Origin of the sequence: Rhizobium sp. ARZ01 (genome assembly GCF_014851675.1) — a bacterium.
Classification (GTDB): domain Bacteria; phylum Pseudomonadota; class Alphaproteobacteria; order Rhizobiales; family Rhizobiaceae; genus Mycoplana.
Map to the genome: position 1 here is coordinate 2,757,519 of NZ_JACVAE010000001.1, position 17,151 is coordinate 2,774,669.

At 63.4% G+C, this 17,151-nt stretch carries 14 protein-coding genes; 7 read left to right on the plus strand and 7 right to left on the minus strand.

All coding sequences use genetic code 11. The features are described from left to right. Positions 1–2 precede the first annotated feature (2 nt). The 5 genes from glgC to IB238_RS13080 all read left to right on the plus strand — a co-directional run bounded on the left by glgC (position 3) and on the right by IB238_RS13080 (position 6,953). The gene (glgC, locus tag IB238_RS13060) at positions 3–1,265 is read left to right on the plus strand and encodes a glucose-1-phosphate adenylyltransferase (RefSeq protein ID WP_192246842.1); all 1,263 of its coding nucleotides are present in this window, start codon (positions 3–5) and stop codon (positions 1,263–1,265) included. Between the two features lie 11 nt (positions 1,266–1,276). After that, positions 1,277–2,716, plus strand: coding sequence for a glycogen synthase GlgA (gene glgA, locus IB238_RS13065; protein WP_192246844.1), 1,440 nt, complete (start codon positions 1,277–1,279; stop codon positions 2,714–2,716). Positions 2,717–2,719: 3 nt separating this feature from the next. Further along, positions 2,720–4,348: an alpha-D-glucose phosphate-specific phosphoglucomutase gene (locus IB238_RS13070; RefSeq protein WP_192246846.1), complete on the plus strand. Its 1,629-nt coding sequence runs from the start codon at positions 2,720–2,722 to the stop codon at positions 4,346–4,348. A 1-nt stretch (position 4,349) separates the two neighbouring features. Next, entirely contained in the window at positions 4,350–6,335 is a 1,986-nt protein-coding gene (glgX, locus tag IB238_RS13075; RefSeq protein ID WP_246723543.1) for a glycogen debranching protein GlgX, read from the plus strand. Positions 6,336–6,464: 129 nt separating this feature from the next. Then, entirely contained in the window at positions 6,465–6,953 is a 489-nt protein-coding gene (locus IB238_RS13080) for a MaoC family dehydratase (RefSeq protein ID WP_192246848.1), read from the plus strand. 42 nt (positions 6,954–6,995) lie between these two features. On the opposite strand, the gene IB238_RS13085 is transcribed toward IB238_RS13080, so the two are convergent. Genes IB238_RS13085 through IB238_RS13100 form a run of 4 tightly spaced genes read right to left on the minus strand, consistent with a single transcriptional unit; the run spans position 6,996 to position 12,141 of the window. Further along, entirely contained in the window at positions 6,996–7,544 is a 549-nt protein-coding gene (locus IB238_RS13085) for a sarcosine oxidase subunit gamma (RefSeq protein ID WP_192246850.1), read from the minus strand. Beyond that, positions 7,537–10,530 (minus strand): sarcosine oxidase subunit alpha, encoded by a 2,994-nt coding sequence (locus IB238_RS13090; protein WP_192246852.1) that lies wholly within the window; start codon positions 10,528–10,530, stop codon positions 7,537–7,539. The genes IB238_RS13085 and IB238_RS13090 overlap by 8 nt, the downstream gene beginning before the upstream one ends. Next, positions 10,527–10,871, minus strand: a complete 345-nt coding sequence (locus tag IB238_RS13095) for a sarcosine oxidase subunit delta (RefSeq protein WP_192246854.1) — start codon at positions 10,869–10,871, stop codon at positions 10,527–10,529. Before IB238_RS13095 ends, IB238_RS13090 begins: the two co-directional genes overlap by 4 nt. A 16-nt stretch (positions 10,872–10,887) precedes the next feature. After that, positions 10,888–12,141, minus strand: coding sequence for a sarcosine oxidase subunit beta family protein (locus IB238_RS13100; protein ID WP_192246856.1), 1,254 nt, complete (start codon positions 12,139–12,141; stop codon positions 10,888–10,890). A 327-nt stretch (positions 12,142–12,468) separates the two neighbouring features. Between IB238_RS13100 and rpsU the strand changes: the two genes are divergently transcribed. Both rpsU and IB238_RS13110 read left to right on the plus strand, forming a co-directional pair. Then, entirely contained in the window at positions 12,469–12,696 is a 228-nt protein-coding gene (gene rpsU / locus IB238_RS13105) for a 30S ribosomal protein S21 (RefSeq protein ID WP_192246858.1), read from the plus strand. A 273-nt stretch (positions 12,697–12,969) separates the two neighbouring features. Further along, complete coding sequence (locus IB238_RS13110) at positions 12,970–13,854, plus strand: tetratricopeptide repeat protein (protein ID WP_192246860.1); 885 nt, start codon at positions 12,970–12,972, stop codon at positions 13,852–13,854. Positions 13,855–14,135: 281 nt separating this feature from the next. Here IB238_RS13110 and IB238_RS13115 read toward each other — a convergent pair whose 3' ends face one another. From IB238_RS13115 to IB238_RS13125, 3 genes are read right to left on the minus strand one after another with little or no spacing between them, the layout of a single operon-like run. Beyond that, a complete protein-coding gene (locus IB238_RS13115; RefSeq protein ID WP_192246862.1) occupies positions 14,136–15,533 on the minus strand; it encodes an NAD(P)(+) transhydrogenase (Re/Si-specific) subunit beta in 1,398 nt (465 codons plus the stop codon). Positions 15,534–15,543: 10 nt separating this feature from the next. Next, the gene (locus tag IB238_RS13120) at positions 15,544–15,954 is read right to left on the minus strand and encodes a proton-translocating transhydrogenase family protein (RefSeq protein ID WP_192246864.1); all 411 of its coding nucleotides are present in this window, start codon (positions 15,952–15,954) and stop codon (positions 15,544–15,546) included. Next, positions 15,954–17,105 carry a Re/Si-specific NAD(P)(+) transhydrogenase subunit alpha gene (locus IB238_RS13125; protein ID WP_192246866.1) on the minus strand — a complete coding sequence of 384 codons (1,152 nt, stop codon included), beginning with the start codon at positions 17,103–17,105 and terminating at the stop codon, positions 15,954–15,956. Before IB238_RS13125 ends, IB238_RS13120 begins: the two co-directional genes overlap by 1 nt. Positions 17,106–17,151: the final 46 nt, after the last annotated feature.

Below are 17,151 nucleotides of genomic sequence, written 5' to 3' on the forward strand. Positions count from 1 at the left end.
CGATGGAGCAGAAGCGGAACCAACCCCTCGCGCGCGACGCGATGGCCTATGTGCTTGCCGGTGGGCGCGGCAGCCGCCTGAAGGAGCTGACCGACCGCCGCGCCAAGCCTGCGGTCTATTTCGGCGGCAAGGCGCGCATCATCGATTTCGCCCTTTCCAATGCCTTGAATTCCGGCATCCGGCGCATCGGCGTCGCCACCCAGTACAAGGCCCACTCGCTGATCCGCCACCTGCAGCGCGGCTGGAACTTCTTCCGCCCCGAGCGCAACGAGAGCTTCGATATCCTGCCCGCCAGCCAGCGCGTTTCCGAAACGCAGTGGTATGAAGGCACCGCCGACGCGGTCTACCAGAACATCGACATCATCGAGGATTACGGCGTCGATTACATGGTCATCCTGGCAGGCGACCACATCTACAAGATGGACTACGAGCTGATGCTGCAGCAGCACGTGGATTCGGGCGCCGAGGTGACGATCGGCTGCCTCGAGGTCCCCCGAATGGAAGCGACCGGCTTCGGCGTCATGCAGGTGGACGAAAAAGACGAGATCATTGCCTTCGTCGAGAAACCGGCCGATCCGCCCGGTATTCCCGGAAATCCGGAGATGGCGCTCGCCTCGATGGGTATCTACGTATTCCACACGAAGTTCCTGATGGATATCCTGCGCCGCGATGCGGCCGATCCGAACTCCACCCGCGACTTCGGCAAGGACATCATCCCCTACATCGTCGAAAACGGCAAAGCTGTGGCCCACCGCTTTACGGCCTCGTGCGTGCGCTCCGATTTCGAGCGCGAGGCCTATTGGCGCGACGTCGGCACGGTCGACGCCTACTGGCAGGCCAACATCGACCTGACCGACGTGACGCCGGAACTCGACATCTACGACGTGACCTGGCCCATCTGGACCTATGCCGAGATCACGCCGCCGGCGAAATTCGTCCACGACGACGAGGACCGCCGCGGTTCGGCGATCTCCTCGCTCGTGTCAGGCAACTGCATTATCTCCGGCTCGTCGCTGCACCGCAGCATGCTTTTTACCGGCGTGCGCGCCAACTCCTATTCTCGCCTCGAAGGCGCTGTCGTCCTGCCCGATGTGACGATCGGCCGGCATGCGCAACTGACCAATGTCGTCATCGATCGGGGCGTGGTGATTCCGGAGGGGTTGATCGTCGGCGAAGACCCGGAACTGGACGGCCGACGCTTCCGCCGCTCCGACAGCGGCGTGTGCCTGATTACGCAGCCGATGATCGACCGGCTGGAACTCTAGGACTTTAATTCATGAATGTACTTTCGGTGACCTCCGAAGTGTTCCCGCTCATCAAGACAGGCGGGCTTGCCGACGTAACCGGCGCTCTGCCGATCGCACTCGACGGCAATGGCGTGCGGATGCGGACCCTGCTGCCCGGCTATCCGGCGGTCATGCAGCAGCTCGCAAAGCCACGCAAGATCGCCACGCTGAAGAGCGTCTTCGGCGACGACATGCGGATCCTTGCGGCAAAACATGCCGGGCTCGACATTTTCGTCCTCGACGCACCGACCTATTTCGACCGCAGCGGCGGTCCCTACGTCGATGCAACCGGCAAGGACTATCCCGACAACTGGAAGCGCTTCGCTGCCCTTTCGTACGCCGGCGCGGAAATCGCGCGCGGCATCTTGCCGGACTGGACGCCCGATGTCGTCCATGCGCATGACTGGCAGGCGGCAATGACCCCGGTCTACATGCGCTACACCGGCCTGGAGCACATCCCCAGCATCGTCACGGTGCACAACCTCGCCTTCCAGGGACAATTCGGCCCGGAGATCTTCCCTGATCTCGGTCTGCCGCCGGAAGCCTTCAGCGTCGAAGGGCTCGAATATTATGGCGACGTCAGCTTCCTGAAAGGCGGCCTGCGCACCGCCTGGGAGGTGACGACCGTCAGCCCAACCTACGCGCAGGAGATCAGGACGCCCGAATTCGGTATGGGGCTCGACGGCCTCATCAACGCCCGCTCGAGTGAGTTGATGGGCATCGTCAACGGCATCGACACGGCCGTCTGGGATCCGGCGACAGATCCGCACATTGTGGCCAACTACGCCGCCGGCGCGCTGCGCGCGCGCTCGAAGAACCGCGAGGCGCTACTCGATCGCTTCGGACTGACGGATGGCGGCGGCCCGCTGTTCTGCGTCGTCTCCCGTCTGACCTGGCAAAAAGGGATCGACCTCATTGCCGAAGCCGCCGATTGGGTCGTCGCGGAAGGCGGCACGTTGGCGGTGTTGGGAGCCGGCGATCAGGGACTGGAGGGGGCCCTGCTTGCTGCCGCCTCGCGCCATCGCGGGCGGGTCGGCGTCGTCATCGGTTACAACGAGCCGCTGTCCCACCTGATGCAGGCCGGGGCCGATGCCATCCTCATCCCCTCGCGATTCGAACCGTGTGGCCTCACCCAGCTCTACGGCCTGCGCTATGGTTGCGTGCCGATCGTAGCCCGAACCGGAGGCCTTGCCGACACGGTGATCGATGCCAACGAGGCGGCCCTTTCCGCCCGCGTCGCGACTGGTTTCCAGTTTGCGCCGGTCACTGCCGAAGCGCTGCGCCATGTGCTTCGCCGCGCTTTCACCGCATTTAAGGACCCAAAGGTCTGGGCACGATTGCAAAATCAGGGCATGAAGTCTGACGTCTCCTGGGAAAGGAGCGCCGAACGTTATGCCAGCCTTTATTCCAGCCTCCTTGCGAGAGTCTAAGCCATGATTACGACCGTAAAAACAAAGCCATACGACGATCAGAAACCCGGCACGTCCGGCCTGCGCAAGAAGGTGCCCGTCTTTCAGCAGAAGAACTATGCGGAGAACTTCATCCAGTCGATCTTTGATTCGCTGGAGGACTTCGCCGGCCAAACGCTGGTGATCGGTGGCGACGGGCGCTACTACAATCGTGAGGTGATCCAGATCGCCATCAAGATGGCCGCAGCGAACGGCTTCGGGCAGGTTCTGGTCGGCCGCGGCGGCATCCTTTCGACGCCTGCCGCCTCCAACCTGATCCGCAAGAACAAGGCCTTCGGCGGTATCGTCCTGTCGGCCAGCCACAACCCGGGCGGCCCCACCGAAGACTTCGGCATCAAATACAACATCGGCAACGGCGGGCCGGCGCCGGAGAAGATCACCGACGCGATCTACGCCCGGTCGAAGTTGATCGACAGCTACAAGACCTCGGATGCGGCCGATATCAATCTTGACCTCGAAGGAACGCATACGGTCGAAGGCATGACCGTGACCGTCATCGATCCGGTCACAGACTATGCCGAACTGATGGAACAGCTGTTCGACTTTGCCGCAATCCGCCGCATGTTCGCAGGCGGCTTCCGCTTGGTGTTCGATGCGATGAGCGCCGTCACCGGCCCCTACGCCAAGGAAATCCTGGAAAACCGCCTCGGCGCCCCCAAGGGTTCAGTGCTGAATTTCATGCCGCTGCCCGATTTCGGCGGCCACCACCCGGATCCCAATCTCGTCCACGCCCGCGCCCTCTATGAGGCGATGATGGCCGACGACGCGCCCGATTTCGGCGCCGCATCGGACGGTGACGGTGACCGCAACCTGATCATCGGCCGCGGCATTTTCGTCACTCCTTCCGATAGCCTCGCGCTTCTCGCTGCCAACGCGCATCTCGCGCCCGGCTACAGCAAGGGCCTTTCCGGCATTGCCCGCTCAATGCCGACGAGCGGTGCCGCCGATCGCGTGGCCGAAAAGCTCGGCATCGGCATGTATGAAACACCGACGGGCTGGAAGTTCTTCGGCAACCTGCTGGACGCAGACAAGGTGACGATCTGCGGCGAGGAAAGCGCCGGCACCGGCTCCAACCATGTCCGTGAGAAGGATGGGCTCTGGGCCGTGCTGCTCTGGCTCAACATCCTGGCCGTGCGCAAGGAAAGCGTGCTCGACATCGTCCAGAAACATTGGGCGACCTACGGCCGCAATTATTATTCCCGCCACGACTATGAGGAAGTGGACACGGAGGCCGCGAACGGCCTGATCGAAGACTTGCGCAACCGGCTCGCCGATCTTCCCAGCAAGGCGTTCGACGGCCTCGTGGTCGAAATGGCTGATGACTTCGCCTATCACGACCCGATCGACAAGTCGGTCAGCAAACACCAGGGCATCCGCATCCTCTTTGTCGGCGGCTCGCGGATCGTCTTCCGGCTCTCCGGCACCGGCACCTCGGGCGCGACGTTGCGCGTCTACATCGAGCGCTTCGAGCCGGATGCAGCCCGTCACGACATAGAAACCCAGGAGGCGCTGGCCGATCTCATCGCGATTGCCGACGAGATTGCCGGCATCAAGGCCCGCACCGGTCGCGATGCGCCGAGCGTGATTACCTAACATGACCATGGCGCCTCACGCCGCCTCTGTGTCGAAGACGGTGGAGGCGCTCGGTGCGACCGTCGTGGACGGTGGCGTCGCTTTCGCCGTCCACTCCCGCGATGCCGCGCGTGTCGATCTTTGCCTCTTCGATGACGAGGGCAAGGTAGAGATGCGGCGGCTGCCGATGCGGCACGAAGGCAACGTGCACCGGATTTTCGTCGAAGGTGCCGGACCCGGCACGCGCTATGGCTTTCGGGCCGAGGGAATCCATTCCCCCGACTACGGGCTCTGGTTCGATCCTTCCAAGCTCCTTGTTGACCCCTACGCAAAAGAGCTGGACCGGCGATTTGTCCATGACGACCGCCTGATCCGCTACGGCGAAGAAACCGCCGATCATGTGCCGAAGGCGATCGTCACGGTCGATGCGCCGGTTGCACCGGCAGTCCCGCTATTCCGCCCCGGCGGCGTGATTTACGAGATCGCCGTGCGCGGCTTCACCATGCTGCACCCCGACGTTCCGGAAAGAATGCGCGGCACCATTGGCGCGCTCGCCCATCCTTCCGTGATTGCTCATCTCAGGCGCATTGGCGTCGACGCGGTCGAACTGATGCCGATCGTCGCCTGGATCGACGAGCGCCATCTTCCCCAGATCGGCCTGCACAACAGCTGGGGCTACAATCCGATCGCGCTGATGGCGCTCGACCCCCGCTTTGCCCCCGGCGGCATGACAGAGCTCGCATCGACCGTCGCCGCTCTTCACGCTGAGGGCATCGGCGTGATTTTGGACCTCGTCTTCAACCACTCCGGCGAAAGCGATCGCTTCGGCACGACGCTTTCGATGCGCGGCCTCGACAACCTCACCTACTATCGCCACGTCCCGGGCCGCCCCGGCGACCTCGTCAACGACACGGGATGCGGCAATACGATCGCCTGCGAGCATCCCGTCGTCCGCCGCCTCATCCTCGACAGCATGCGCCACTTCGTCCGCAATGCCGGCGTGGACGGCTTTCGCTTCGATCTCGCCACGGTGCTCGGGCGCGAGGAAGGCGGTTTTAATCCGAAGGCCACGCTCTTTTCGGAAATGCAGGCTGATCCCGTCCTCGGCGACCGCGTCCTGATTGCCGAGCCCTGGGATATCGGCCCCGGCGGCTACCAGCTCGGTAATTTCCCGGCCCCCTTCCTCGAGTGGAACGACCGTTTCCGCGATGACAACAGGCTTTTCTGGCGCGGCGATGCCGGCAGGCTCGGCGCCTTCGCGACCGTGCTTTCAGGCTCCGCCGACATTTTCCAGCGCGATGGGGCGGCGCAAACGCGCAGCGTCAATTTCATTGCTGCCCATGACGGTTTCACGCTCCTGGACCTGGTCTCCTATGCCGATAAGCACAACGAGACCAACGGCGAAGAGAACCGCGACGGCCACAATGAAAACCACTCGTGGAACAATGGCTTAGAAGGTGCGACGAAAGATTCGGTGGTGAACAGCGCCCGCAACCGTGATGCAATGGCGCTGCTTTCCAGCCTCTTCGCCTCGAAGGGAACGTTGCTTCTGACCGCCGGCGACGAAGGCGGACGCAGTCAGCTGGGCAACAACAACGCCTATTGCCAGGACAATGCGCTGACCTGGCTCGACTGGGCCGCGCTCGATGAGGATCTGATCGCCCGTGTCGCAGCGCTGGCGGCCATCCGCAAGCGGTTTTCCATCTTTTCCGATCCGGCCTTTTATACTGGCAAGGGCGATGTCGAGTGGTTGCGGTTGGACGGCGTGCCGATGCAGGTCCGCGACTGGGAAGATCCACTGGCATCATCGTTGGCAATGGTCCTCACGAGCCCCGACGCCGAAAGCCGGGAAATTGCGCGGCTTGCCGTGTGCTTCAATCGAAGCCACGAGCAGCGACCGCTATCCCTGCCCGTCAGCGATGGCAGGATATGGCGCAGTATCCTGGCTGTGACTGGCGCACCGGTGACGGAAATAGCGCCGCGCAGCGTGGACTTCCTTCTCGGATAACTGACCGGCGGCGAAGACGAGCGAGGAGCACTCCTGCGAAAATCGTTACGCAAGCCGGTTACGATTTAGCGCCCCATGCGCTAAACATCGCTGGAACGCTTCGCCACGCGCCGAACGAAAGGACTGCCGATGCCACCCGAAATCCACCTCACCGACGTCAAGGAGCTTGTCGGCAAGGAGATCGGCGTTTCGAAGTGGCTCACGGTCGACCAGACGATGATCGACCGATTTGCCGAGGCGACCGAGGATCATCAGTTCATCCATACCGATCCGGTTCGAGCCGCGGCGGAAACGCCGTTCGGCGGCACGATCGCGCACGGCTTCCTGTCGCTTTCCTTGCTGTCGGCAATGAACTACGACTGCTTGCCGCGGGTCATCGAACAGACGATGGGCATAAACTACGGCTTCGACAAGGTGCGTTTCATGGCACCGGTGAAGAGTGGCGCGCGCGTCCGAGGACGCTTCACCATGGCCGAAGCCCGCTTCCGCGGTGCCGGCATGCTGATGGTTACCTACGACGTGACCGTGGACATCGAGAACGAGCGCAAGCCGGCGCTGACGGCGAACTGGATCACCATCATCCAGTTCGATCCGAAGGACCGGCCGGAAGATGCGTAGCCCGGCCGGCCTTAATTGAAATCAGCCGCGTGGAGGCGGGGCTCAAAGCCCGGCGTCTTCCGCCCCTTCCGCCAGCATGGCGGATGCATAGGGGGCGAACGACCGCCAGCATTCGACCCGATATTCCTCTTCGCCGGTCCGGAAGATCACTACCTCGATCTTAGCGAGCACCGTGCGCGCGCAGGCACCGACCGGGAAAACGGACGGCGAAAGATCGTGCGGGCTGGCACCGGAGATCGCCTGCGCAGCCTTCGGTCCGGCGACGAGGATCGCTGTGTTGCGATGGGAGATGTCTACAGCCGAATGCAGCACGCCCGACTTGGCCGCAGCAGCAGCCAGGTCCGCACCGTTTTCATCGATCAGCAACCATTCGTCCGGGCCGAGCCAGAGCGCGTGACGTCCGTCCTTGGAGGCGGACGTCTTCGGCTCCGTCGGCAGGTCAACGCCGAGCGCACGGGAGAGCTTGTTGATGGCATCGGGCCGGGCGCGCAATGAAAGACGCGTCGCCGGGCCGGCTGCGGTGACATGAGCAGCGGCGGAGCCGCCGTGAAAGCCACCGAGGGGCGCTTTTCGCAGTGCTTGATCAGCCATTGAGGCGTGCTCCTTCCTTGTCGACGAACACCATGTCCGTCACTTCGACAGCGATCGTGCGATCGGCCATGGGCACGTAGAGCGTCTGCCCCATCCGGGCCTGGCCGCCGGCGACGAGCGCCAGCGCAATCGAGTGGCCGCAATTTTCCGACCAGTAGGACGAAGTGACGTGGCCGAGCATCTTCATCGGGATCGGCTGGTTCGGGTCGGCGACGATGTGCGCGCCCTCTTCCAGCACGACCTTCGGATCCTTGGTCTTCAGGCCGACCAGCTGCTTGCGGCCCTCGGCCACGAGGTCGGGCCGCTTCAGGCCGCGGATGCCGACGAAATCGGGCTTTTTCTTCGACACCGCCCAGCCAACGCCCGCATCAAAGGGCGTCACGGTGCCGTCGGTATCCTGACCGACGATGATGTAGCCCTTCTCGGCGCGCAGGACGTGCATCGTCTCGGTGCCATAGGCACAGGCGCTGAGCGCCTCTGCCCGCGCCCAGATCGCCTCCCAGACGGCCTGCCCGTAGTCGGCGGGGACGTTGACTTCGAAGCCTGTTTCGCCGGTGAACGACATGCGGAACAGCCGGGTCGGCACACCGCAGATCTTGCCCTCTCGCACGCTCATGTGCGGGAAGGCCTCGTTCGAGATGTCGATGCCTTCCACCAGCGGCGCGATGATCTCGCGCGCCTTCGGTCCCTGGACGGCGATCACCGCCCACTGCTCCGTCGTCGAGGTCAGCCACACCTTCAGGTGCGGGAATTCCGTCTGGAGGTAGTCCTCCATGTGGTTCATCACCCGCGGCGCGCCACCGGTCGTGGTGGTGACGTGGAACCGGTCCTCGGCAAGGCGGCCGACGACGCCGTCGTCATAGACGAAGCCATCCTCGCGCAGCATGATGCCGTAGCGGCAGCGGCCGGGCTTCAGCGTGTCCCAGGCGTTGGTGTACATCAGGTTCAGGAACTCAGCCGCATCCGGGCCGACAACCTCGATCTTGCCGAGCGTCGAGGCATCGAACAGGCCCGCCACCTCGCGCACCGTCTTGCACTCGCGGTTGACCGCCTCGTGCATCGTCTCGCCGGCGCGGGGATAGTACCAGGCCCGCTTCCACTGCCCGACATCCTCGAAGATCGCCCCGTGCGCCTCTTCCCACGCATGGATCGGCGTCTTGCGGGTCGGATCGAACAACTCGCCGCGCGCATGGTTGATGATCGTGCCGAATGTCACCGGCGTGTAGGGCGCCCGGAAGGTGGTGAGGCCGACCTTCGGGATCTCGCGCCCAAGCGTCTCCGATGCAATCGCAAGACCGTGCAGGTTCGACAGCTTGCCCTGGTCGGTCGCCATGCCGTTGGTGGTGAAGCGCTTGATGTGTTCGATCGAGTGCATCCCCTCGCGCACGGCGAGCCGGATGTCCTTGGCGCAGACGTCGTTCTGGAAATCGATGAACGCCTTGACCGTCGTGTCGGCCCCTGCCCCCTCGGCCGCACCGGCCATGCCGCCGGTCCATTCAAACGCGTTCTCCGCACGGACCTCGATCTTGGCGCTGGCCTCGTTGCCGGTGGCGCGCGCCATCAGTTCGCCAGCCGCAAGCGATTCTTCCACCGTCGCCTGCAGTCCGTTTGTACCGTTGCAGGCGCCGACGGAAAGGCAGTCCTGCGCATAGGTGCCCGGCAGGAACTGCCCGCGTTCTGCATTGTAGGCGACCTTGCCGCGCGACTGCGAGAAAAGGTGGACCGACGGCGTCCAGCCGGCCGACATGATCAGTGCGTCGATCGCTATGGTGCGCTTGCCGCTACCGCCATTGCGGGCAACGTTCATGGAAGAGACCCGGCGATGACCCTTGGTGTCTATGACCGCATGGCCCGCCAAAACCTCGATGCCGAGGCTGCGCGCCTCGTTGAGGACGGCATCGCCCGGCTTTGCCCGGCTGTCGACGATGGCGGCAATCTGCACGCCGGCACGCTTCAGGTCGAAAGCAGCCTCATAGGCCGAATCGTTCGCGGTATAGACGCCGATCTTCTTGCCGACGGTGACGCCGAAATGGTTCAGATAGGTCCGGGCGGCCGACGCGAGCATGATGCCCGGGCGGTCGTTGTTGGCGAACACCATGTGGCGCTCGATCGCACCCGTCGCCAGGATGACGCGCTTGGCGCGGACCTGCCACATCCGCTCGCGCGGCAGCTTCCGGTCCGGACGTGACAGGTGATCCGTCACCCGCTCGGCCAATGCCACGAAGTTCTGCGCATAGTAGCCGAATGCCGTCGTGCGGGTCAGCACCGTGACATTGTCCATGGCCGCGAGACGAGCGGCCGTTGCCTGCGCCCAGGCAAACCCGTCCTCGCCATCCACCTTGACGGATTTGTGGTAATGCAGGGCCCCGCCCACCTCCGGCTGCTCGTCGCAGAGGATCACGCGTGCACCGCTCTCGGCCGCCGCAAGCGCCGCCGAAAGACCGGCGATGCCGGCACCGACGACGAGCACGTCGCAATGAGCGAAACGGTTGGCGTAGTGGTCCGCATCGGCTTCCGTCGGCGAGACGCCGAGGCCGGCGGCAGCGCGGATACGCGGCTCGTAGAACTTTTCCCACGCAGCCTTCGGCCACATGAACGTCTTGTAGTAGAAGCCGGCGGCGAAGAACGGCGAAAACAGGTTGTTGATCCCGCCGACGTCAAAAGCCAGCGACGGCCAGCGGTTTTGCGACGATATCTTCGCCCCGTCGAATACCTCCTGCACGGTGGCGCGGACGTTTGGCTGCTTGCGGGCAGCGTCGCGCTCAACATCGATCAGCGCATTCGGCTCTTCCGCACCTGCCGAAAGAATGCCGCGCGGGCGGTGGTACTTGAACGAACGGCCGACGAGGTGCACGCCGTTGGCAAGCAGCGCCGAGGCGACGGTATCGCCGTCCAGCGCCTCATAGCTCTTGCCGTCGAACGTGAAGCGGGCCTTGCGCGCGGGAGTGAGCCGGCCAGCGCCTGCGATACGATTTGCCCCGCTCATCCTGCCAGTCCTTCCGTAGCTTCATAGGTTTCGACGGTCTTTTCCGTCGCGGCCGGCGCCGGCGACAGGTCCGGCTTCGGCTGGCCTGCCTTGTAGGTCGTAACGAACTTGTCGCTCACGGTATCGCGGGCGGCGTTGAAGAAGCGGCCGCAGCCATGCATGTGGCGCCAACGCTCGAAGACGAGGCCTTTGACGTTGTCGCGCAGGAAAAAGAAGGCTTCGAACTCCTCGTCGGAGATCTCGGCAATGTTGGTCGGACGCTCGATATGGGCGTCACCGGCGCCGCGGAACTCCAGTTCCGGACGCTCTTCCTCGCAGTAGGGGCAATGGATCAGCAGCATCTTGTCGTCTTCCGATTTAGTGAGCCACGGCAGCAGCAGCCGCCTCGTCGATCAGTCGGCCGGTGCGGAACCGTTCCATCGTGAACGGCGCGTTGATGGCGTGCGGCTCGTCGCGGGCGATCGTGTGGGCGAAGACATGCGCGGAGCCTGGCGTTGCCTTGAAGCCGCCAGTACCCCAGCCGCAATTGACGTAAAGCCCCTTCACCGGCGTCTTGGCAAGGATCGGCGAGCGGTCCGGCGTCACGTCCACGATGCCGCCCCAGGAACGCATCATCTTCATGCGGGTGAACATCGGGAACAGTTCGCAGATCGCATCCAGCGTATGGTTGATGATGTGCAGGCCGCCGGTCTGCGAATAGGACTGATACTGGTCGGTGCCGGCACCGATGACGAGCTCGCCCTTGTCGGACTGCGAGATATAGGCATGCACTGTGTTCGACATGACGACGCACGGGAAGATCGGCTTGACCGGTTCGGAGACCATCGCCTGCAGCGGGAAGCTGAGGAGCGGCATGCGAATATCAGCCATCTGCATGACGACGGAAGTATGTCCGGCGGCGACGACGCCGACCTTCTTGGCGTTGATAGGCCCGCGCGACGTCTCGACGCCGGCGACGGAACCGTCCGGATTGCGGCGGATGCCGGTCACTTCGCAGTTCTGGATGATGTGGACGCCGCGGTCGGAAGCGCCGCGCGCGTAGCCCCAGGCGACGGCATCGTGGCGGGCGGTGCCGCCCTTGCGCTGCAGCGTCGCCCCGACCACCGGGTAACGGGCGGAACGGGAAATATCGAGCGGCGGGCAGTATTCCTTGGCCTGCTCCGGCGTCAGCCATTCGTTGTCCACACCGTTCAGGCGGTTGGCGCTGAGAGTGCGCTGGAAGCCTTGCGCATCGTGGATATTGTGGGCCAGCATCATCACGCCGCGCGGCGAGTACATGACGTTGTAGTTCAAGTCCTGCGACAGGCCGTCCCACAGTTTCAGCGCATGATTATAAAGAGCAGCGCTTTCGTCATAGAGGTAGTTCGAGCGGATGATCGTGGTGTTGCGCCCAGTGTTGCCGCCGCCGAGCCATCCCTTCTCAAGCACGGCGATATTGGTGATGCCGTGCTCCTTGGCGAGGTAGTAGGCAGTGCCGAGACCGTGGCCGCCCGCGCCGATGATGATGACATCGTATTCCTTGCGCGGCTCGGGTGAAGCCCATTGCGGCTCCCATCCTTTGTGGCCGCGCAGCGCCTCGCGTGCGACGGCGAAGACCGAATATTTGCGCATCCGCCTCTACTCCGTATGTCCGGGTCGATTTCCGTGTCGCCGATAGAAAGCAAATCTGGCAAAGTTACAACGGTTTCTTTGCGACGCATTCCGCCGCGGCTTGTGCCGCATGCGACATCGGCACGGCGCCGAGTGTCGCAGCACGCATCCGGGCCGTCGTTTGGTGATTTTTCCCATGGTTTCGCGCGGGGCATCTGGACTTCCGCGCAATGTTCTGGTATCCGACCTCCCACTCGCGTGCCCTTTGGGCTGCGAAACCATATTTGTATTGCCTCGTCGACCTGGATCCCCGAGGCGTCCAACACAAACCAAAGGAACGGGATACTCGTGCAGGTACTAGTCCGCGATAACAACGTCGATCAGGCGCTCCGCGCGCTCAAGAAGAAGATGCAGCGCGAAGGTATCTTCCGCGAAATGAAGATGCGCGACTACTACGAAAAGCCGTCCCAGAAGCGCGCCCGCGAAAAGGCTGAAGCCGTTCGCCGCGTCCGCAAGCTGGCTCGCAAGCGTGCACAGCGCGAAGGTTTGATCAGCGGCGGCCGTACGGGCCGTTGATCCGTCGTTTTTTCGACGTTTTCCGATGCAAGGTCTGGCGGGGGCGATAGTATCGCCACCGCCTTTTTTGATGCGCGTTGGGGCACTGCCCCGGGGGTCGCGCATCGCTCCAATCCGCCGCAGGGTGGGTGCCGATAGCGCCGCTGGGCAGCCGGCGCATCAGGTTTGCCTCCGAACCGTTGTCCGATGAAGAACCGCTGCGGTGGCAGGGCACGCCGGCGCGACGGGATGCATGATCGGCAGAATGCCGCTTTACCGAGGGACAAGATCTTGATGGCAGCTTATACGGGGCATTCCACTGTCACCCTGAAACGCTTGGCTGATGCCGTGAACCTTCGCAGGCCCGTTGCCGTCGCACTTGTCACCATCGCTGCGGCCGGTTTGTTGACCGCCTGCCAGAGCAACAGCACCACAGACGTGATGCGCGTCGAACGCGCTCAGGGCTCCTCGGAGAACATCTCCTCGCTGTCGAGCGTGATTGCTGCCAACCCGCAGGACCCGGAAGGCTACAACGTCCGCGGCTCCGCCTACGGCCGCGCCGGCCAGTTCCGCGACGCGCTTGATGACTTCAACAAGGCGATCCAGCTGAACCCTCGCTTCTACCAGGCCTATGCGAACCGCGCGCTCGTTCAGCGTAACATGGGCAATCAGGCCGAGGCTGCCGCCGACTACAATATGGCGCTGCAGATCAACCAGAACTACGACGTCGCCTATATCGGCCGTGGCAATCTCTACCGCCAGGCTGGCCGGATGGACGATGCGTTCAACGATTTCAACAAGGCGATCCAGCTCGATACCACCGACCCGCGCGCCTACCACAATCGCGGCCTGATCTACCAGAAGCGCGGCCAGCAGGGACCGGCGATCGAAGACTTCTCCAAGGCGATCTCGCTCTCGCCGAGCTCCCCCGAGCCCTATAACGGGCGAGGTCTCTCCTATGCCGCACAGGGCGACGACGACAACGCGTTTGCCGATTTCAATACAGCTATCTCGCTTGACGGCAAGATCGCCGAATCCTGGGCGAACCAGGCGCTGATCTACGAGCGCAAGGGCGACATGGCAAAGGCCGCGAAATCCTACTCGCATGCACTTCAGCTCGACCCCAAGTACCAGCCCGCCAAGGACGGCGTGGCACGCACGCGCGGCAAGTCTGCGTAGCCGCACCTCATTTCCAGTTATCGACTACCGAAGCCCGCTGCATCGCGGGCTTCGCAGTTTTGGTCGCGCTCAGTCAGTTCCGTCATGCCGGACTTGATCCGGCATCCAGAGCGCTCAAGTCCTTGAGCGCAAAAGGCTCTTGCGCCGCAGACGCGGCGCTGCTGGACCCCGGATCGCGTCCGGGGTGACGAAGTGAGTGAGTTGGCCTCACTGTCAGCAGGCAAAAAAAGGCCCGCAATCATCTTGCGGGCCTTTCGCCTGTCTCACCGATTTTCGATGGCTCAGTGGTTCATCGCTTTCACGATTTCCTCGGTCATCTTCTTGGCGTCGCCGAGCAGCATCATCGTGCCGTCCTTGTAGAACAGCGTATTGTCGATGCCGGCGTAGCCCGAGCCGAGCGAGCGCTTGACGAACAGGCAGGTCTTGGCCTTGTCGACGTCGAGAATCGGCATGCCGTAGATCGGCGAGGACTTGTCGTCGCGCGCCGACGGGTTTGTCACGTCGTTCGCGCCGATAACGTAGGCGACGTCGGCCTGGGCGAACTCGGAGTTGATGTCCTCCAGCTCGAACACCTCGTCGTAGGGCACATTGGCTTCGGCAAGCAACACGTTCATATGGCCCGGCATGCGGCCCGCGACCGGATGGATCGCGTACTTCACCTCGACGCCGTTCTCCTTCAGCTTGTCGGCAAGCTCGCGAAGCGCGTGCTGTGCCTGCGCCACCGCCATGCCATAGCCCGGCACGATGATCACCTTGGAGGCGTTTGCCATCAGGAACGCCGCGTCGTCCGCAGACCCCTGCTTGACCGTGCGTTGGATGCCGTCGTCAACCGCCGCCGCCGTCTCGCCGCCGAAGCCACCGAGGATCACAGAGATGAACGAGCGGTTCATGCCCTTGCACATGATGTAGGACAGGATCGCACCCGAGGAGCCGACCAGTGCACCGGTGATGATCAGCGCGAGGTTGCCGAGCGTGAAACCGATGCCGGCAGCCGCCCAGCCCGAGTAGGAATTCAGCATCGAGACCACCACCGGCATGTCGGCGCCGCCGATCGGGATGATGATCAAAACGCCCAGCGCCAACGACAGCAACACGATGGCCCAGAAGTTGAAATGGCTCTCGGTCAGCGCCAGCCCGAAGATGAAGAAGACGATCAGCGCCAGCAGCGCGGCATTGATCAGGTGACGAGACGGCAGCAGGATCGGTTTGCCGGACATGCGCCCGTCGAGCTTCAGGAAGGCGATGATCGATCCGGTGAAGGTGATCGCACCGATCGCTACCCCGAGCGCCATTTCCACCAGCGCCTGGCCGTGGATCGAGCCGATCTCACCGATGCCGAAGGCAGACGGCGAGTAGAGAGCGGCAGCAGCCACCAAAACGGCGGCGAGACCGACCAACGAGTGGAAACCCGCGACGAGCTGCGGCATGGACGTCATCGGGATAGAGCGGGCAATGTAGGCGCCAACGCCGCCACCGATGGCGAGACCAACGACGATCAGCATGAACCCGCCGAAGGAGGGTGCCGCCAAAATGAGCGTCGTCACAATGGCGATGCCCATGCCGGTCATGCCGAGCATGTTGCCGCGACGGCTCGTCGTCGGATGCGACAGGCCACGCAGCGCCATGATGAAGAGTACGCCCGAGACGAGATAGAGGAAGGCTGCAATATTCGGAGACATCAGCGCGACCTCACTTCTCTTTTTTCTTGTACATCGCCAGCATGCGCTGGGTGACGAGGAAGCCGCCGAAGATGTTGACGGAAGCGAGGATCAACGCGATGAAGCCGAAGCCGGTGGCGATGCCCGAGAGCGAGATGCCGACGGCGAGCAGCGCGCCGACGACGATCACCGAGGAGATCGCGTTGGTGACGGCCATCAGCGGCGTGTGCAGCGCCGGCGTCACCGACCAGACGACGTAGTAGCCGACGAAGATCGACAGCACGAAGATCGCAAGGCGAAACACGAACGGATCGATCGCCCCGCCGGAGACGCCGTGCGCGGCTGCGGCAGCGGCATCCGGGGCGTATTCCGCCGCGGTGCGCACCGCTTCGACCGCACGCTCGAGATCGGTGAGTGCCTTATCCAGGAGGTCGTTGGCCATCACGCGTTCTCCTTGCTTTCGCTAACGGCAAAGTTCGGATGAACGACCGCGCCGTCGCGGGTCAGCATCGTCGCCTTGACCAGTTCGTCTTCCGGATTGACGTTGAGCGTTTTTTCGTCCTTGTTCACCAGCGTCTCCAGGAAGGTGACGAGGTTCTTCGCGTAGAGCAGCGAGGCGGAGGCGGCGATACGGCCGGGCACGTTGAGATAGCCGATAACCTTGACGCCTTCGACTTCGACAACCTTGCCGGCCTCGGATCCCTCGATGTTGCCGCCGCGCTCGACCGCGAGGTCAACGGCGATCGACCCCGGTCGCATCGATTTCAGCATCTCGCGGCTGACAAGCTTCGGCGCGGGCCGGCCGGGGATCAAAGCGGTTGTGATGATGATGTCCTGCTTGGCGATGTGCTCGGCAACAAGTGCAGCCTGCTTCGCCTGGTACTCCTTGGACATTTCCTTGGCGTAGCCGCCGGCCGTTTCTGCTGCCTTGAACTCCTCGTCCTCGACAGCGATGAATTTGCCGCCGAGCGACGCTACCTGCTCTTTGGCGGCAGGGCGAACGTCCGTGGCGGAAACGGCAGCTCCGAGGCGCTTGGCTGTGGCAATCGCCTGCAGGCCGGCAACGCCGGCCCCCATGACGAAGACCTTGGCGGCCGGGACCGTACCAGCCGCTGTCATCATCATCGGCAGAGCGCGGTCATATTCGGCCGCGGCATCGATTACGGCCTGGTAGCCGGCAAGGTTCGCCTGCGAGGAAAGGACGTCCATGGACTGGGCGCGGGTGATGCGCGGCATCAGCTCCATTGCAAACGTCGTAAGACCCGCCTTGGCCATGGCGGCAAGCGCCTTGTCGTTGCCGTATGGGTCCATGATAGCGATCACGAGCGCGCCGGACCGGTAGGACTTGATTTCCTTGTCGGTCGGCCGGCGGACCTTGAGAACGACGTCGGCGCCCTTCGCATCGGCAGGTGCACCGATTGCCGCACCGGCGGCTTCGTAGTCTAGGTCGCGAATGCGCGATGATAGCCCAGCGCCCGCTTCGACGATCACATCGAAGCCGAGGGTCTTCATCTTCTTGACGGTTTCCACTGATGCCGCGGCGCGGCTTTCGGCGGGGTCACTCTCCCGCGCGACGAACACAGTCCCACTCACACGCCAATCCTCCCCCAGTTTGGCAGCGCCATATAAGTGCGCCCCC

Excerpts from the sequence above, each read along its gene's own strand:
- IB238_RS13080 (WP_192246848.1), top strand. The coding sequence starts at position 6,465 with ATGCCACCCGAAATCCACCTCACCGACGTCAAGGAGCTTGTCGGCAAG.
- IB238_RS13100 (WP_192246856.1), bottom strand. The coding sequence starts at position 12,141 with ATGCGCAAATATTCGGTCTTCGCCGTCGCACGCGAGGCGCTGCGCGGC.
- IB238_RS13070 (WP_192246846.1), top strand. The coding sequence starts at position 2,720 with ATGATTACGACCGTAAAAACAAAGCCATACGACGATCAGAAACCCGGC.
- IB238_RS13115 (WP_192246862.1), bottom strand. The coding sequence starts at position 15,533 with ATGTCTCCGAATATTGCAGCCTTCCTCTATCTCGTCTCGGGCGTACTC.
- IB238_RS13095 (WP_192246854.1), bottom strand. The coding sequence starts at position 10,871 with ATGCTGCTGATCCATTGCCCCTACTGCGAGGAAGAGCGTCCGGAACTG.
- IB238_RS13110 (WP_192246860.1), top strand. The coding sequence starts at position 12,970 with ATGGCAGCTTATACGGGGCATTCCACTGTCACCCTGAAACGCTTGGCT.
- IB238_RS13120 (WP_192246864.1), bottom strand. The coding sequence starts at position 15,954 with ATGGCCAACGACCTCCTGGATAAGGCACTCACCGATCTCGAGCGTGCG.
- IB238_RS13085 (WP_192246850.1), bottom strand. The coding sequence starts at position 7,544 with ATGGCTGATCAAGCACTGCGAAAAGCGCCCCTCGGTGGCTTTCACGGC.
- IB238_RS13090 (WP_192246852.1), bottom strand. The coding sequence starts at position 10,530 with ATGAGCGGGGCAAATCGTATCGCAGGCGCTGGCCGGCTCACTCCCGCG.
- glgC (WP_192246842.1), top strand. The coding sequence starts at position 3 with ATGGAGCAGAAGCGGAACCAACCCCTCGCGCGCGACGCGATGGCCTAT.
- glgA (WP_192246844.1), top strand. The coding sequence starts at position 1,277 with ATGAATGTACTTTCGGTGACCTCCGAAGTGTTCCCGCTCATCAAGACA.
- glgX (WP_246723543.1), top strand. The coding sequence starts at position 4,350 with ATGACCATGGCGCCTCACGCCGCCTCTGTGTCGAAGACGGTGGAGGCG.